13 protein-coding genes are annotated in these 16,136 nt (G+C 61.0%); 11 read left to right on the forward strand and 2 right to left on the reverse strand.

The features are described from left to right. The first annotated feature begins 155 nt into the window (after window positions 1–155). Window positions 156–1,043, forward strand: coding sequence for an EamA family transporter RarD (gene rarD, locus AD665_RS00265; RefSeq protein WP_024779420.1), 888 nt, complete (start codon window positions 156–158; stop codon window positions 1,041–1,043). A 217-nt stretch (window positions 1,044–1,260) separates the two neighbouring features. Here the strand turns inward: rarD and AD665_RS00270 are convergent, their stop codons facing one another. Further along, on the reverse strand, window positions 1,261–1,779 hold the full coding sequence (locus tag AD665_RS00270) for a glycine cleavage system transcriptional repressor (RefSeq protein ID WP_024779421.1): 519 nt from the start codon (window positions 1,777–1,779) through the stop codon (window positions 1,261–1,263). A 568-nt stretch (window positions 1,780–2,347) separates the two neighbouring features. Here AD665_RS00270 and AD665_RS00275 point away from each other — a divergent pair. Continuing rightward, window positions 2,348–4,525 carry a malate synthase G gene (locus AD665_RS00275; protein WP_053190500.1) on the forward strand — a complete coding sequence of 726 codons (2,178 nt, stop codon included), beginning with the start codon at window positions 2,348–2,350 and terminating at the stop codon, window positions 4,523–4,525. Window positions 4,526–4,631: 106 nt separating this feature from the next. Here AD665_RS00275 and AD665_RS00280 read toward each other — a convergent pair whose 3' ends face one another. Beyond that, window positions 4,632–5,078: a response regulator gene (locus AD665_RS00280; protein ID WP_024779423.1), complete on the reverse strand. Its 447-nt coding sequence runs from the start codon at window positions 5,076–5,078 to the stop codon at window positions 4,632–4,634. Between the two features lie 252 nt (window positions 5,079–5,330). Between AD665_RS00280 and AD665_RS00285 the strand changes: the two genes are divergently transcribed. The 9 genes from AD665_RS00285 to AD665_RS00325 all read left to right on the forward strand — a co-directional run bounded on the left by AD665_RS00285 (window position 5,331) and on the right by AD665_RS00325 (window position 16,026). Beyond that, the gene (locus tag AD665_RS00285; RefSeq protein ID WP_024779424.1) at window positions 5,331–7,271 is read left to right on the forward strand and encodes a putative nucleotidyltransferase substrate binding domain-containing protein; all 1,941 of its coding nucleotides are present in this window, start codon (window positions 5,331–5,333) and stop codon (window positions 7,269–7,271) included. Next, window positions 7,268–7,975: a 3'-5' exonuclease gene (locus AD665_RS00290; protein ID WP_024779425.1), complete on the forward strand. Its 708-nt coding sequence runs from the start codon at window positions 7,268–7,270 to the stop codon at window positions 7,973–7,975. The genes AD665_RS00285 and AD665_RS00290 overlap by 4 nt, the downstream gene beginning before the upstream one ends. Before the next feature lie 241 nt (window positions 7,976–8,216). Then, window positions 8,217–8,735 (forward strand): RNA polymerase sigma factor, encoded by a 519-nt coding sequence (locus tag AD665_RS00295; protein WP_053190502.1) that lies wholly within the window; start codon window positions 8,217–8,219, stop codon window positions 8,733–8,735. Continuing rightward, a complete protein-coding gene (locus tag AD665_RS00300) occupies window positions 8,732–9,715 on the forward strand; it encodes a FecR domain-containing protein (protein ID WP_024779427.1) in 984 nt (327 codons plus the stop codon). The genes AD665_RS00295 and AD665_RS00300 overlap by 4 nt, the downstream gene beginning before the upstream one ends. A 234-nt stretch (window positions 9,716–9,949) precedes the next feature. Continuing rightward, window positions 9,950–12,388, forward strand: a complete 2,439-nt coding sequence (locus AD665_RS00305) for a TonB-dependent siderophore receptor (RefSeq protein WP_053190503.1) — start codon at window positions 9,950–9,952, stop codon at window positions 12,386–12,388. 103 nt (window positions 12,389–12,491) lie between these two features. Next, window positions 12,492–13,622 (forward strand): PepSY-associated TM helix domain-containing protein, encoded by a 1,131-nt coding sequence (locus AD665_RS00310; RefSeq protein WP_024779429.1) that lies wholly within the window; start codon window positions 12,492–12,494, stop codon window positions 13,620–13,622. Then, window positions 13,619–13,798: a hypothetical protein gene (locus AD665_RS00315; RefSeq protein WP_053190505.1), complete on the forward strand. Its 180-nt coding sequence runs from the start codon at window positions 13,619–13,621 to the stop codon at window positions 13,796–13,798. Before AD665_RS00310 ends, AD665_RS00315 begins: the two co-directional genes overlap by 4 nt. Before the next feature lie 196 nt (window positions 13,799–13,994). Next, on the forward strand, window positions 13,995–15,296 hold the full coding sequence (locus AD665_RS00320; RefSeq protein ID WP_053190507.1) for an MFS transporter: 1,302 nt from the start codon (window positions 13,995–13,997) through the stop codon (window positions 15,294–15,296). A gap of 100 nt (window positions 15,297–15,396) precedes the next feature. Then, window positions 15,397–16,026 (forward strand): glutathione S-transferase, encoded by a 630-nt coding sequence (locus AD665_RS00325; RefSeq protein WP_053190510.1) that lies wholly within the window; start codon window positions 15,397–15,399, stop codon window positions 16,024–16,026. The last annotated feature ends 110 nt before the right edge of the window (window positions 16,027–16,136 follow it).

A 16,136-nucleotide genomic window follows, 5' to 3' on the forward strand; every position in this document is an offset into this window, starting at 1 on the left:
TGTGTCAGACAACATATTCGTAAGCTGATACACCGCGATCGCGAGCAGGCTCGCTCCCACAGGAGGTATTTGCGTTGTTGCTCAAAGGTTCGCCCAAAACCTGACAAATCTACTTACAATCACTCCTTTGTTAGCTGCCTAAGCAAGGATTCTGCATGCAAGCCGCCAACCCGCGTCGCGGGTATATCCTGGGCCTGAGTGCCTACGTCATCTGGGGGTTGTTCCCCATCTATTTCAAAGCCATCGCTGCCGTCCCTTCAGTGGAAATCATCGTCCATCGGGTACTGTGGTCGGCGCTGTTCGGCTCGGCATTGCTGCTGGTCTGGAAACATCCGGGCTGGTGGCGCGAACTGCGCGACAACCCGCGTCGCCTGGCGATCCTGGCCCTGAGCGGCACCTTGATCGCGGCCAACTGGCTGACTTACGTCTGGGCGGTGAACAACGGTCGCATGCTCGAAGCCAGCCTGGGTTATTACATCAACCCGCTGGTAAACGTGTTGCTGGGGATGCTGATCCTGGGGGAGCGGCTGCGGCGCATGCAGTGGCTGGCGGTGGGGTTGGCAGCGGTTGGTGTGGCGCAGCAGGTCTGGCAGGTCGGCAGCCTGCCATGGGTGTCGCTGGCCCTGGCGCTGACCTTCGGCTTCTACGGGTTGATCCGTAAACAGGCTCCGGTCCAGGCCTTGCCGGGGCTGGTGGTGGAAACCTGGATGCTGGTGCCGATTGCCCTGGCCTGGTTGCTGTTCAATCCAACGGCCATCAGTGCCCAAGCCACCTTCTGGACCACCTCCGAAGCCTGGTGGCTGGTAGCGGCCGGCCCGGTGACGCTGGTTCCGCTGGTGTGCTTCAACGCCGCTGCCCGGCATTTGCCCTACACGACGTTGGGATTTCTCCAGTACATCGCCCCGACATTGGTGCTACTGCTGGCGGTGCTGCTGTTCGGCGAGCATTTGTCGTCCAGCACCTTGATGGCATTCCTGTTCATCTGGGCCGGGCTCGCGGTGTACAGCCTCGATGCCGTGATCAGCATGCGCCGTCGCACCTGATCAAAAATCGTACAGCTCCCTGCAGGCCACGTTCGACGTGGCCTGCGCCGATCGACCCCAAGGTTATCCACAGCATCATCCCCGCCGTTTGTGCACAAGCCCTTGAAAATTGGCGATTTTTTGATCATCACCGGCAAAGGCACGCCAGGCTTGGGCTGGCACCGTATCTCTACAGGTTATCCACAGGCAGGTGCAGTTTTTCCTTGGATAACCGGGCTCACGCTTCGTCGCTCAATTTGAGCTCCACCATTAATTCGTCGGCCAAGGTTTCCAGGCGTTCCTGCAAGGTGTCCAACGACAGCGTCAGCGGCACGCCCAGGATCGCTTCGGCGTGAAACAACAATTCGCTGCTCATCGGTGCCGGCCCGACATGGGTCACCAACCGCTCGACATTGACGCCCTGCTCGCTCAACAAACGGGTGATGTCCCGCACGATACCGGGACGGTCGTTACCCACCAGTTCCATGGCAATGGGTTTCCAACTGCAGGACTCCTCGATTGTGCTCTCCGCGATGAGCACGCGAATGCCGTGGCTCGACAACCCCTGCAAGGCTTCGATCAGTTCCTGTTGGGATTCGGCAGGAGCGCTGAGGCGCAATATTCCGGCAAATTGCCCCGCCAGATGCGACATGCGGCTTTCCAGCCAGTTACCGCCGTGCTCGGCGATGCATTGGGCGATGCGCTCGACCTGCCCAGGTTTGTCCGGGGCGAAAACGGTAATGACGAGATGGTCCATGGCGCAGCCCTCTTGTGATGAGAAGAAGGAGTATAGGCAGGGCACACAAACCCTGCGGAAAGAGTTATGCAGGATCTGCCGAGTGCAACGAGGCTGCGATCTTTCCCATGCCAACTGAGTCGAGAGCGAAAGATCAAAGCAAAGATCGCAGGCTCCTGCGCTTGGCGGTTGCTTCTGTCCATTTCTGAACGTACCGGTAAATCGTGTACAAGTTTCGAGATTTTTATGGAACAATTAATAAGTTTTTTGAGAACATCCCATGCTTCGTCGTGACTGTACTGCTTTAGTCGGTCGCGGAACGACGCAATTAGTCTAATTTTCACAACCGCAACTGTTCATGTAGTATGCCGCAGCACACACTACATAATGTTGGACCGATGTCTGCTTAAGGCACAGTCGCATCCCTGAAAGCCCCGTCAGCAAGGCTTAATGCCCATGATAGGACCCACCCAGCCGCCAGCGATGGCATGTACTGGTTTCGGGGTTTGTGGTTTAAATGTCCCGAGGCTTCATTGTCAAAATCGAAGAGCTGAAAAGCGAAATAGCTGAGCAGAGTGAGAGGCAAGCAATGACTGAACACGTTCAAGTCGGTGGCCTTCGGGTCGCCAGAGTCCTGTTCGACTTCGTGAACAACGAAGCCATCCCCGGTACCGGTCTGACCGCCGACCAATTCTGGGCCGGTGCCGACAAGGTCATCCACGACCTGGCGCCGAAGAACAAAGCCCTACTCGCCAAACGCGATGATTTCCAGGCTCGGATCGATGCCTGGCACCAGTCGAAGGCCGGCCAGGCCTTTGATGCCGTGGCTTACAAAGCCTTCCTGCAAGACATTGGATACCTGCTGCCAGAAGTGGCGGATTTCCAGGCTACGACCCAAAACGTCGATGACGAAATCGCCCGCATGGCCGGCCCGCAGCTGGTGGTGCCGGTGATGAATGCCCGTTTCGCCCTCAACGCTTCGAACGCCCGCTGGGGTTCGTTGTACGACGCGTTGTACGGCACTGATGCCATCAGCGAAGCCGATGGCGCGGAAAAAGGCAAAGGCTACAACAAGGTTCGTGGCGACAAGGTCATTGCCTTCGCCCGCGCTTTCCTCGACGAAGCGGCGCCCCTGGCGGCCGGTTCCCACGTCGACTCCACCGCCTACAAGATCGTCGACGGCAAACTGGTGGTCGCTCTCAAGGGTGGCAGCAACAGTGGCCTGCGTGACGATGCCCAACTGATCGGCTTCCAGGGCGACGCTTCGGCCCCCACTGCAGTGCTGTTGAAGCACAACGGCCTGCACTTCGAAATCCAGGTCGATGCCAGCACCCCAGTCGGCCAGACCGACGCCGCTGGCGTCAAAGACATCCTGATGGAAGCAGCCCTGACCACCATCATGGATTGCGAAGACTCGGTCGCCGCGGTCGATGCCGATGACAAGGTGGTGATCTACCGCAACTGGCTTGGCCTGATGAAAGGCGACCTGTCGGAAGAGGTCGCCAAGGGCGGTCAGACGTTTACCCGCACCATGAACCCCGACCGCGTGTACACCGCCGTCGACGGTTCGAGTCTGACGCTGCACGGGCGGTCGCTGTTGTTCGTGCGCAACGTCGGTCACCTGATGACTATCGACGCGATCTTCGACAAACACGGCAACGAAGTGCCTGAAGGCATTCTCGATGGCCTGGTGACAAGCCTGGCGGCGATCCACAGCCTCAACGGCAACACCTCGCGCCGCAACAGCCGCACCGGCTCGGTGTACATCGTCAAGCCGAAGATGCACGGCCCGGAAGAAGCCGCGTTCACCAACGAGCTGTTCGGCCGCGTCGAAGACGTGCTGAACCTGCCGCGCAACACCCTCAAAGTCGGGATCATGGACGAGGAGCGCCGTACCACGGTCAACCTCAAGGCCTGCATCAAGGCTGCCAGCGAACGCGTAGTGTTCATCAACACCGGTTTCCTGGACCGCACCGGCGATGAAATCCATACCTCGATGGAAGCCGGCCCGATGGTGCGCAAGGCCGACATGAAAGCCGAGAAATGGATTGCCGCCTACGAAAACTGGAACGTCGACATCGGCCTGAGCACCGGCCTGCAAGGTCGTGCACAGATTGGCAAGGGCATGTGGGCCATGCCGGACCTGATGGCGGCGATGCTCGAACAGAAAATCGCCCATCCGATGGCGGGCGCCAACACCGCCTGGGTACCATCGCCGACCGCCGCCGCACTGCATGCGCTGCATTACCACAAGGTCGACGTGTTCGCCCGCCAGGCAGAACTGGCCAAGCGAACTCGGGCCTCGGTGGACGATATCCTGACCATCCCGCTGGCGGTCAACCCGAACTGGACGCCGGAGCAGATCAAAAACGAGTTGGACAACAATGCCCAGGGCATCCTCGGCTACGTGGTGCGTTGGATCGATCAGGGCGTCGGCTGCTCCAAGGTGCCGGACATCAACGACATCGGCCTTATGGAAGACCGAGCGACGCTGCGCATTTCCAGCCAGCACATCGCCAACTGGCTGCGCCATGGCATCGTCACGCAGGACCAGGTGATGGAAAGCCTCAAGCGCATGGCGCCAGTGGTGGACCGCCAGAACGCCAGCGATCCGCTGTACCGTCCGCTGGCACCGGACTTCGACAGCAACATCGCTTTCCAGGCGGCGGTCGAGCTGGTGATCGAAGGCACCCGGCAGCCTAACGGCTACACCGAGCCGGTGCTGCACCGTCGTCGCCGCGAGTTCAAGGCGGCCAACGGGCTGTGATTAAGCGGTAACGATAAATGAGGAAGGCCCTGATCTTGCGATCAGGGCCTTTTTTGTTTGCCGTGCAGACCGATCATCCCCACGCTCTGCGTGGGGATGCCGCAGGCTAGAGATCCATCCCCAGCTCTCGCTTGACCAACCCTAGCAATTTCTCCGTATCGATGGGCTTGAGCAGAAAATCCACTACGCTCAAATGCATCGCCTCAATGGCGTCCTTCACGTCGGCATCGCCGGACACGATGATGATCGGCAACGCGGCCCGCTCCGACTCGCGGACCAGGCGGATCAGTTCCAGGCCATCGACATTGCCCATGCGCAGATCGGTGATCAGCAGACCGATCGACGGCTTGGTTTCCAGCATCTTGAGTGCCGTTTCGCCACTGGCGGCGGTCATGCAGTGGATTCCGTCCAGCGCCAGGATCTCCGACAACAGCTCGCGAGCGTCCTTGTCGTCATCGGCGATCAAGACCCGCTGCGGTGGCAGATCAGGTTCCAGCATGACGGCGCTCAATGCTTCGCGCTCGGCGTCACTCAAAATATCGTGGTCGGACATGATGCTCTCTACATTCCTTGAATCGATCCCCTGGCACAGTGGTCAGACATCGTTCGGCAGCACTTCAATGTGCACTTCGTCGGATTTTTTTCCAAGAGAATTCACTGAAGATTTTTCGAGGCTTCGTGCGGGACTTTTCTGTAGTTCTGCCTGCGTCGCAGGAACCTAGACTTACGTCCAATGGGCACTCCCCCTGCAGAGGTCGACCATGGGGAACAGATCCGACCACAACAATTCAAAAAAGATTGCGCAATGGTTATGAAAAAAGCGGACGCCTTCATCCAGGCAGGAAAGACCGCGGTGTTGCAGAACATCCAGGGCACGTTGCAATTCCTGCAGCGCTTCCCCCCGTTCAACCAGATGGAAAATGCTCACCTGGCCTACTTGGTGGAACAATGCCTGCTGCGCTTCTACGCATCGGGTGAAACCATCATCAAGCCGGCCGACGGTCCGGTGGAGCACTTCTACATCGTCAAGCAGGGCCGGGTGGTGGGGGAGCGTCCGCATTCGGCCAAAGGTGGCACCGAGACCACTTTCGAAATCACCACCGGCGAATGCTTTCCCCTCGCCGCCCTGCTGGGGGAGCGGGCCACGCGCACCGAGCACCGGGCCGGCGAGGACACGTTTTGCCTGCAACTGAACAAGCAGGCCTTTATCAAACTGTTTGCTTTGTCCAGCCCGTTTCGAGATTTCGCCCTGCGCGGAGTCAGCAGCCTGCTCGACCAGGTCAACCAGCAGGTCCAGCAAAAATCCGCGCAGACCCTGGGCACCCAATATTCCCTGAATACACGGCTGGGTGAGCTGGCGATGCGTCATCCGGTGAGCTGCAGCCCGGACACCCCCCTGCGCGAAGCTGTGAAGCTGATGCATGAACAACAGGTCGGCAGCATCGTGGTGGTGGATGAACGCAAGGCGCCGGTGGGGATCTTTACCCTGCGCGACCTGCGACAGGTCGTGGCCGATGGCGCCGGGGACTTCTCCCAGGCCATCGCGGCGCACATGACCCAGGCACCGTTTTTTCTCTCGCCGGATCACAGCGCTTTCGATGCGGCCATCGCCATGACCGAGCGCCACATTGCCCATGTCTGCCTGGTCAAGGAACAGCGCCTGTGCGGCGTGGTGTCGGAACGGGATCTGTTTTCCCTGCAGCGAGTCGATCTGGTGCACCTGGCCCGGACCATTCGCAGCGCCCCCCGGGTGGAAAACCTGGTAGCCCTGCGGGGCGAGATCGGCCAACTGGTGGAACGCATGCTGGCCCACGGCGCGTCGTCGACCCAGATCACCCACATCATCACCTTGCTCAACGACCACACTGTGAGCCGGGTCATCGAACTGACTCTCGCGGAGAAAGGCGATCCGGGGGTGCCGTTCAGTTGGCTGTGCTTCGGCAGTGAGGGACGGCGCGAGCAAACCCTGCATACCGATCAGGACAACGGCATTCTGTTCGAGGCCCGGGACGCGGCCCATGCGGCGCAGATCCGCGGCCTGCTGCTGCCCATCGCCCAACAGATCAACCAGAGCCTGGCGCTGTGCGGCTTCACGTTGTGCAAAGGCAACATCATGGCCGGCAATCCCGAACTGTGTCTGTCCCGCGCCGAATGGTCCCGACGCTTTGCCGCCTTCATTCGCGAAGCGACGCCGGAAAACCTGCTGGGCTCCAGTATCTATTTCGACCTGCGGGTGGTCTGGGGCGACGAACAAGGCTGCGCGCAGTTACGCCGACAGATCCTCGACCAGGTGGGCGACAACCGGCTGTTCCAGCGCATGATGGCCCAGAACGCCTTGCGTCATCGCCCACCGGTCGGGCGTTTCAGGGATTTCGTGCTGAGCCGCAAAAACGGTGAGAAGGCTACCCTGGATTTGAAAGTGCAGGGCCTGACGCCCTTCGTCGACGGTGCCCGCCTGCTGGCGCTGGCCAATGGCATAGAGGCCAACAACACCCTGGAACGCCTGCGGCAACTGGTCGCCCGGGAAGTAATCGACCCCCTGGATGGCGCAGCCTATGAAGAGGCCTACCACTTCATCCAGCAAACCCGCATGCAGCAACATCAGTTGCAGACCCGCGAGAACCTGCCCTACTCCAACCGCGTCGACCCCGACAGCCTCAATCACCTGGATCGGCGGATCCTGCGTGAATCATTGCGCCAGGCCCAACGCCTGCAAAGCAGCCTGACGTTGAGGTATCAACTGTGAACCTGTTTTCCTGGTTGCGCCCGGCTCCGCCGATGTTGCCGGACGCGTTGCAGCGACGCCTGGCAAATCTCTCGCCGCCATCACCCCTGGATGAGCGCAGCCTGCGGGAACAGCGCTGGGTAGTGGTGGACCTGGAAACCACCGGCCTGAACCTGAACAAGGATCAGGTGCTGTCCATCGGCGCGGTGGTGATCGAAGACGGCGCTATCGATTTCAGCCAACAGTTCGAGCGCACCTTGCAATGCGAGAAGCAGAAGCTCGGGCCGAGCGTGTTGATCCATGGCCTGGCACCCAGCGCAATCGCCGCCGGCAGCGACCCGGCCGAAGCACTGCTGGCGTTCATGGAGTTCGTCGGCGACAGTCCGCTGCTTGCCTTCCATGCGCCCTTCGACGCTCACATGCTCGGACGCGCACTGAAAGACCACCTGGGCTATCGCTTGCAGCATACGTTCCTCGACGTAGCGGACCTGGCGCCGATGCTCTGCCCCCAGGCAGCGCTACGCAAGGCGAGCCTGGACGACTGGATCGATGCCTTCAAGCTGCAAGTGGTCGATCGCCACAACGCCAGCGCCGACGCCCTGGCCACGGCCGAGCTGGCGCTGATCCTGTTCAGTCGTGCCCGCCAGCAACAGATCCACAGCCCGCTCAACCTGCAACAGTGCCTGGGCCAGTGGAAGCGCCGGCAGCAGGCGCCTTCCATCTAACACTGCCCCAGCATGGCTGACCTGTAGGAGCATGGCTGATCTGTAGGAGCATGGCTTGCCCGCGATGCAGACAACTCGGTCAGGCTGTTAATCCCGGATGATGCTATCGCGGGCAAGCCTTGCTCCCACAGAGTCAGCTAAATCCACAGACAGTATCCCGATCAGCTCCAATTGCATTCCCGCCCCCGCCTCTGCCACAATCGCGAACAATTCTCGTTACTTAAAACATCGGTGAAGCTCCGTGTCGTCAGTCCCTAGTCCTCACAATGATCTGGTTGGTGCGTTGTACCGTGATCATCGCGGCTGGCTACTGGCATGGTTGCGCCGCAACGTGGCCTGTCCACAGCGGGCCGAGGACTTGAGCCAGGACACGTTCGTGCGTCTGCTCGGTCGCGATGAACTGACGACACCCCGTGAACCCCGAGCATTGCTGGTAGCCATCGCCAAAGGTCTGCTGTTCGATTATTTCCGTCGGGCGGCCCTGGAGCAGGCTTACCTCACCGAACTGATGTTGATTCCCGAAGGTGAACAGCCATCGCTGGAAGAACAGCAATTGATCCTCGAGGACCTCCGGCAGATCGATTACCTGCTCGGCAAGCTGTCAAGCAAGGCTCGCGCCGCGTTCCTGTATAACCGGCTCGACGGCCTCGGCCACGCCGAAATCGCCAGGCGCCTGGGGGTTTCGGTGCCGCGGGTACGCCAGTATCTGGCCCAGGGCATCCGACAGTGCTACATCGCACTCTATGGAGAGCCGACATGAACCCGGCCCATTCCAAACCGGTTTCGGCCGGCGTATTGGATGCCGCTATTGCCTGGCAGTTGTCGCTGGATTCGGGCTGCGGCAGCGCCCAGGAGCGCGAAGCGTTCGCCCACTGGCACGCCGCCGATGAAGAACATGCCAGGGCTTGGCGGCAGTTGGGCATGCTCGAGCAGCGTTTCAGCGTTGCCAATGGACCGGCACGGGCCGCGCTACTGCAGTCGCGAGTGAGTATCCGTCGCCGGATACGCAAGGTGGGCGGCGGCCTGGCCAGTATTGTCGCAGTCATCGGCCTGGCATTGTTTGCCGGTGAACGTTACTTGCCGCTGGACTATTGGCTGGCAGACCAACGCACCGCGACGGGTGAACAGCGCACCCTGCGCCTGGCCGACGGCACGCTGATCAACCTCAACACCCACAGTGCGCTCGACGTGCGTTTCGACGATAAACAGCGGCGCATTGTGCTCCAGGAAGGCGAGATCCAGGTCGAGACCGGCCACAACGACCCACGTCCATTCATCGTCGAAACCCGCGAAGGCAGCCTGCGTGCCTTAGGCACAAGGTTCCTGGTCAAGCGCGAGGACGACGGCACTCGCCTCAGCGTATTGAAATCCGCCGTGGCCGCCCATCCGCAGGCCATGGAGCAAGAACAGATCCTGCGCGAAGGCCAGCAGATGCTGATGCGCCGTGACAGCCTTGGCCCCGCCCTGGCCCTGAGCCCCGACGCCGATGCCTGGACCCGGGGCATGCTGGTGGTAGACAACGCTCGCCTCGAGGATCTGGTGCATGAACTGGGGCGCTATCGACGTGGCTACCTGGGCGTCGAGCCACAAGTGGCGGATTTGCGCATCACCGGCAGCTTCCCGCTGCATGACACCGACCTGGCCCTGAGCGCGCTGCTGCCGACCTTGCCGGTGCAGATTGAACATCACACGCGGTGGTGGGTGGTGGTGCAACCCAGCACCGGGGCCAAGGCCCGATAAAAGGTGATCCATGGGATCGCCTTCGCAAGCAGGCTCGCTTCCACAATGCATTGGCGCGCATCCATCCCTGTGGGAGCGAGCCTGCTCGCGAAGGGGCCGTCAGCCCTGCACAAAACAGGTCTGGTCCCACCATTTAAATCCTGAATCTAAATTATTTTCATCTACCCCTATCACTTTTGCATTTTCATTCGGCATCCAGGCAATTGAGAAATATTTCCATTCAGGAGCCGCCGTATGTCCCGCCCGCTAGACACCCTATTGCGCCCCAGCCTGTTGGCCGTTGCCATCGTCCTTGCCGTCCCGTTGGCCAGCGGCCTACTCCTGGCGGCCGAACAGCCGTCCAGCGTGCGCACTTACAACCTGCCCGCCGCGTCACTGGCCAGCACCCTGAACCAGATCGCCAGTCAGGCCGGTCTCGCTCTGAGCCTGAGCCCGACATTGGCCGCAGGCAAAACCTCGGCCCCGGTCCAGGGCCAGTTCGATGCCGCGGGCGCATTGCGTGAAGCCTTGCGCGGCACCGGCTTGCAACTGCAACAGAGCAGCACCGGCACCTACAGCCTGGTGGCCGTGCCTGAAGGCGTCATGGCCCTGCCGGAAACCAGCGTGATCGGCGCCGGCCTGAGCGAAAGCGCCTGGGGCCCGAGCGAGAGCTATGCAGCCACTCGCACCGCCGCCGGCACCAAGACCGATACGCCGATCGTCGAACTGCCGCGCTCGGTCTCGGTGGTGACACGCCAGCAGATGGAGGATCGCTCGGTACTCAACCTCAATGACGCCCTGCGCTACACCGCCGGGGTGCAGAGCAGCGGCTACGGCTCGGACTCGCGTAACGACTGGCTACTGGTGCGCGGCTTCATACCGACTCAGTTCCTCGATGGCCTGCCGCTGCCCAAAGGCAACTACGTCACGCCAAAAATCGAGCCCTGGAACCTGGAGCGCATTGCCGTGCTACGCGGCCCGGCATCGTCGGTCTATGGCCAGACGCCGCCCGGCGGCATGCTCGACATGGTCAGCCGTCGCCCGCAGGCCGAGAGCAGCCATGAAGTCGAGTTGCAGGCCGGCAGCTATGAACACAAGCAGATCAACTTCGACAGCACCGGCCAGATCGATGACGAAGGCCAATTCCTCTATCGGCTCAGCGGCACCCTGCGCGACAGCAATGCCCAGGTCGATCACATCCCGGACAAGCGCTACAACATCGCGCCGAGCCTGACCTGGAACATCAACGACGACACTCGCCTGACCTTCCTGTCCCAGTACACCCGCGACGACACTGGCATCACCGGGCAATTCCTGCCCTTGCAAGGCACCAAGCTGTCCTCGCCGGCCGGCAGGATTTCCCACCACAAGAACCTGGGCGATCCGGACTGGGAATTCTACGACCGCACCTACTACGCCCTCGGTTATGCCTTCGAACATCGCTTCAACGACACCTGGCAGTTCCGCCAGAACCTGCGCTACACCAAGAGCGACCTGGAGTTCCAGGGCCTCACCGCCGGCGGGTCGTTCTTCCCGGCGGGCCCCGATCAAGCCGTGAGCGCCGACGGCACGGTCAAACGCAGCGCCGGTATCGTTAACGAAGACATCAGTCAGTTCGCCGTCGATAACAATTTCCAGGCCGACGTCCAGACCGGTGCCCTGAGCCATACGCTATTGCTTGGCCTGGACCATCAGCGTTCCAACAGCAATTCGCGCTGGAAATGGGGATCCACCGGCGTCCCGACCACCAATATCAACAACCCGATCTATGGGCAGGATTTTTCCAACGTCCAGTACTTCGATATGTACGACTACAACCAGAAGACCCAGCAGACCGGTCTGTATATCCAGGACCAGATGGCCCTGGACAACTGGCGCCTGACCCTAGGCGGTCGTGAGGACTGGATTCACACCGGCACCGAGTTCCACAACCTGAACAACGCCACGAACACTCAGCGCGATAAGAAATTCAGCGGTAACGCCGCACTGAGCTACGTCTTTGATAACGGCGTGACGCCTTATATTTCTTTCGCCCAGTCGTTCCAGGCGGCGGCCGGCTCGACCGTCAACAGCACCGACGCGTTCAAACCGACCGAGGGCGAACAGTACGAGGCTGGCATCAAGTACCAGCCCCCAGGCACCAAGACCCTGCTGACAGCCGCAGTGTTCGACCTGACCCAGAAGAACAACTCCGTGACCGAAAACAACATCACCCGCCAAGTCGGCGAGGTGCAGGTACGCGGCCTGGAGCTGGAAGCCTCCGGTGACGTCACCGACAATCTGAAACTGATCGGTTCCTACACCTATAACGACAGCGAAATCACCAAGGGCACCGCAGCTGAAAAGGGCAAGCGCATGGCCCAGGTGCCACGCAACCAGGCCACCGCGTGGGCCGACTACACCTGGCACAACGGCCTGCTCGATGGCTTCGGTGTCGGTGCCGGTGTGCGTTATGTCGGCGACACCTACGGCAACACCACCAACACCGATTGGGGTCATGTCGGCTCCTACACCGTCTACGACGCATCGGCCCATTACGATCTGGGGCGTGTGAGCAGCTCCCTCAAAGGCGTATCGGTGGCGGTGGACGCAAAGAACATCTTCAACAAGGACTACCTCTCCACCTGCGACGGCTTCTATTGCTACTACGGCGATCAACGCAACGTGGTCGCCAGTGTGAATTACAAGTGGTAACTGGCCGCCTTCATTTGAAGAGTCCGTGGCGAGGAAGCTTGCTCCCTCGCCACGATGAATCACACAGCTCTTGAGTGAAGCGCTTTCGCAATCGGACCCCCTCATGAAAAGTAAAACCATCCGTCGCTGGTCCTTCGTCCATACGTGGTCCAGCCTGATCTGCACAGTGTTCCTGCTGATGCTGGCAGTCACCGGGTTGCCGCTGATTTTCCATCACGAGATCGAACACCTGCTGGGCGACGCTCCGGAGTTTCGGGACATGCCCGCCGATACGCCGCGGCTTGACCTCCAGCAACTGGTGGAAAAGGCCAAGGCCCATCGCCCGGGTGAAGTGGTGCAGTATTTTGGCTGGGACGAGGACGAGCCCAACGGCGTCGTCACCATCATGGCCCCGACACCGGGTACCGAACCCAATGCCTCCCATACTTTCATGCTCGACGCCCGTACCGGCGAGGCCCTGGAGACACCTGCGGCCAATGGCGGCTTCATGATGGTCATGCGGCGCCTGCACGTGGACATGTATGCCGGACTGCCTGGCAAATTATTGCTGGCATCGATGGGACTGCTGTTCGTGGTCGCCATCGTTTCCGGCGTGGTCCTGTACTTGCCGTTCATGCGGCGCCTGAAGTTCGCCACGGTGCGCCAGGACAAGTCCCCGCGTCTGCGCTGGCTCGACCTGCATAACCTGATCGGCGTGGTCACGTTGGTCTGGGCATTGACGGTTGGAGTCACCGGCGTAATCGCCGCCTGCGCCGACCTGATCATCGCGGCGTGGCGCAACGACAGTCTCAGTGCCATGGTCGAGCCCTACCGCAACGCGGCGCCACTGGAGCAACTGGCGCCGGCCACCCGCCTGCTGGACATCGCCAGGAACGTCGCACCCGGCATGGAGCCGAGCTTCATTGCTTTCCCCGGCACCTTGTTTTCCAGTGCACACCACTATGGCGTGTTCATGAAGGGCAGTACCCACCTGACCGCCCATCTACTGACACCGGTACTCATCGACGCCAGCACTCTGGACGTCACCGCCGTGGCCGAACGACCGTGGTACATGGACCTGATGAGCCTGTCCCTGCCGCTGCACTTCGGCGACTATGGCGGCAGGCCGATGCAGATCTTCTGGGCGGCCCTGGACGTGCTGACGATCATCGTCCTCGGCAGCGGCGTTTACCTCTGGGTGGTTCGGCGTAGAACGAACCTGCGCGTGGCTGCCGATAGGGAGGCCGTCTCGTGAAGCCCCGGCAGTCAAGTGTCTGGAAAGTGTTCGGCATGCCCGCAACCATTGGCGCCCTTTGCGCAGCTGGGCTATTCAGCGCCTTGCTCGGCGATGGTCTGTGGGATGCGGTGAGCTGGCTGGGGCTGGGTATCCCTTCTGTCGTGGCGGTGTGGGGACTGGTCCCGCGCCGCTGAGTCACCAGGGCGCTCTAACCGATTGAGCCCCCTCCACAGACCAGTCATACGATGACGCCATCCTCGGGCGCCCTGAAACTCGCCCAATATCTGACATATTTGTTGACAAATTATTCCTTGCACTCCTATAAAGGCTAATGTTGTACGACAACCTACAACAGCGACACCAACTCCAAAAATAATCGATGGTGAAGTGATGAAGATCAAAGGCATCCGCTGGTGGATGGTCGGCCTGGTCACGGCCGGCCTGATGGTCAACTACCTGGCGCGCAATACCCTCTCGGTGGCCGCTCCGACCCTGATGAGCGAGATGAATATCTCCACCGAGCAGTACTCCCATATCGTCGTCGCCTGGCAAATCTGCTATGCGCTGATGCAGCCGGTGGCCGGTTACATCATCGATGCCATTGGCACCAAGATGGGCTTCGCCATTTTCGCCTTCGCCTGGTCTATCGCCTGCGCCGCCGCAGCAATGGCCTCGGGCTGGCAAGGCCTGGCATTTTTCCGTGGCTTGCTTGGCCTGACAGAAGCCGCCGGGCTGCCCGCCGCCGTCAAGGCATCGACCGAATGGTTCCCCGCCAAGGAGCGCTCGGTCGCCATCGGCTGGTTCAACATCGGCTCGTCGGTCGGTGCCGTCCTGGCGCCACCGCTGGTGGTCTGGGCAATCTTGAACAGTGGCTGGGAACTGGCGTTCCTGATCGTCGGTGGCCTGGGCATCGCCTGGACTTTTCTCTGGCTGGTCCTCTATAAGCACCCCCGTGACCAGAAGCGCCTGAGCGACACCGAACGCGATTACATCATCAGCGGCCAGGAAGCTCACTTCCAGGAGCAGAACCCGAAAAAAGGCAGCTGGAAAAAGATCATCGCCAGCCGCAATTTCTACGCCATCGCCAGCGCCCGGATCCTCTCCGAGCCGGCCTGGCAGACCTTCAACGCCTGGATTCCGCTATACCTGATGACCGAGCGGCACATGAACATCAAGGAGATCGCGATGTTCGCCTGGCTGCCGTTCCTGGCCGCCGACCTGGGCTGCGTGTTGGGCGGTTACCTGAGCCCGTTCTTCCACAAATACTGCAAAGTGTCGTTGTTCACCTCTCGCAAGATGGTCTTGCTGTTCGGCGCATCCTGCATGGTTGGTCCGGCCTGCATCGGCCTGGTGGACAGTCCGTATACGGCAATCGCTCTGCTGTGCATTGGCGGCTTTGCCCACCAGACCTTGTCGGGTGCGTTGTATGCCATCACTTCCGACTCGTTCGGCAAGAATGAAGTCGCCACCGCCACCGGCATGGGCGGCATGTTCGGTTACCTGGGTGCCGCGGCCTTCACGCTGTTGTTTGGCGTGATGGTGACAAAAATCGGCTATAGCCCGCTGTTCGTGCTGCTGGCGATTTTTGACGTGATTGCTGCGTTCATCGTCTGGACCGTCGCCCGGGAACTCAAGCAACAACCGGCAACGCCAGCCCCGTTGGAGCCGCAGGCCCTTCAACCGGCCGTGTGATCCGAGGCACAGACCGGGCCGAAGGGCTCGGTCACCCTTGCCTTGCGCATTGATGATCGCGCTATGCTGCGCGACATCCTTCCCTGATCGAGACGCTGCCATGTCCGTTCCCAGCATGACGCTGTTCCACAACCCCGCCTCGCCCTTCGTTCGCAAGGTCCTGGTGCTGCTGCACGAAACCGGCCAGCAGGACCGCGTGGCGTTACAGCTCAGCCAGCTCACGCCCGTCAAACCGGACCAGAAACTCATCGATGACAACCCGTTGAGCAAGATCCCGGCCCTGCGCCTGGCCAACGGCAGTGTGATCCACGACAGCCGCGTCATCCTCGATTACCTCGATCACCAGCACGTCGGCAATCCACTGATCCCCCGTGACGGCGCGGCCCGCTGGCGGCGCCTGACCCTGGCCTCCCTGGCTGACGGGATCATGGATGCGGCGGTGATGGTCCGCTATGAAACCGCCCTGCGGCCGGCGGAAAAGCACTGGGACGAATGGCTCGACGCCCAACGGGACAAGATTCGCCGCGCCTTGGGCATGCTCGAAGCCGAAGCGATTGCCGAACTGGCCAGCCATTTTGACGTGGCGTCCATCAGCGTCGCCTGCGCCTTGGGTTACCTGGACCTGCGCCATCCCGATCTGGAATGGCGCAAGACCCATCCGCAGCTGGCGGCGTGGTTTGCCGAGGTGAGCTTGCGGCCTTCAATGGTCGCTACCGTGCCCAGGATCTAGATCTTTCTCCAAATGTGACGACCTCATCGCGAGCAGGCTCGCTCCCACAAAGGACAGCCCCGGACCTGTGGGAGCGAGCCTGCTCGCGATAGAGGCCCACCGGATCCAAC

The sequence above is a fragment of the Pseudomonas corrugata genome (assembly GCF_001269905.1).
Lineage (GTDB): Bacteria > Pseudomonadota > Gammaproteobacteria > Pseudomonadales > Pseudomonadaceae > Aquipseudomonas > Aquipseudomonas corrugata.

Coding starts and splice junctions, on each gene's coding strand:
- AD665_RS00300 (WP_024779427.1), top strand. CDS start 8,732: ATGAACCCGGCCCATTCCAAACCGGTTTCGGCCGGCGTATTGGATGCC.
- AD665_RS00270 (WP_024779421.1), bottom strand. CDS start 1,779: ATGGACCATCTCGTCATTACCGTTTTCGCCCCGGACAAACCTGGGCAG.
- AD665_RS00275 (WP_053190500.1), top strand. CDS start 2,348: ATGACTGAACACGTTCAAGTCGGTGGCCTTCGGGTCGCCAGAGTCCTG.
- AD665_RS00325 (WP_053190510.1), top strand. CDS start 15,397: ATGTCCGTTCCCAGCATGACGCTGTTCCACAACCCCGCCTCGCCCTTC.
- AD665_RS00285 (WP_024779424.1), top strand. CDS start 5,331: ATGGTTATGAAAAAAGCGGACGCCTTCATCCAGGCAGGAAAGACCGCG.
- AD665_RS00320 (WP_053190507.1), top strand. CDS start 13,995: ATGAAGATCAAAGGCATCCGCTGGTGGATGGTCGGCCTGGTCACGGCC.
- AD665_RS00310 (WP_024779429.1), top strand. CDS start 12,492: ATGAAAAGTAAAACCATCCGTCGCTGGTCCTTCGTCCATACGTGGTCC.
- AD665_RS00305 (WP_053190503.1), top strand. CDS start 9,950: ATGTCCCGCCCGCTAGACACCCTATTGCGCCCCAGCCTGTTGGCCGTT.
- AD665_RS00280 (WP_024779423.1), bottom strand. CDS start 5,078: ATGTCCGACCACGATATTTTGAGTGACGCCGAGCGCGAAGCATTGAGC.
- rarD (WP_024779420.1), top strand. CDS start 156: ATGCAAGCCGCCAACCCGCGTCGCGGGTATATCCTGGGCCTGAGTGCC.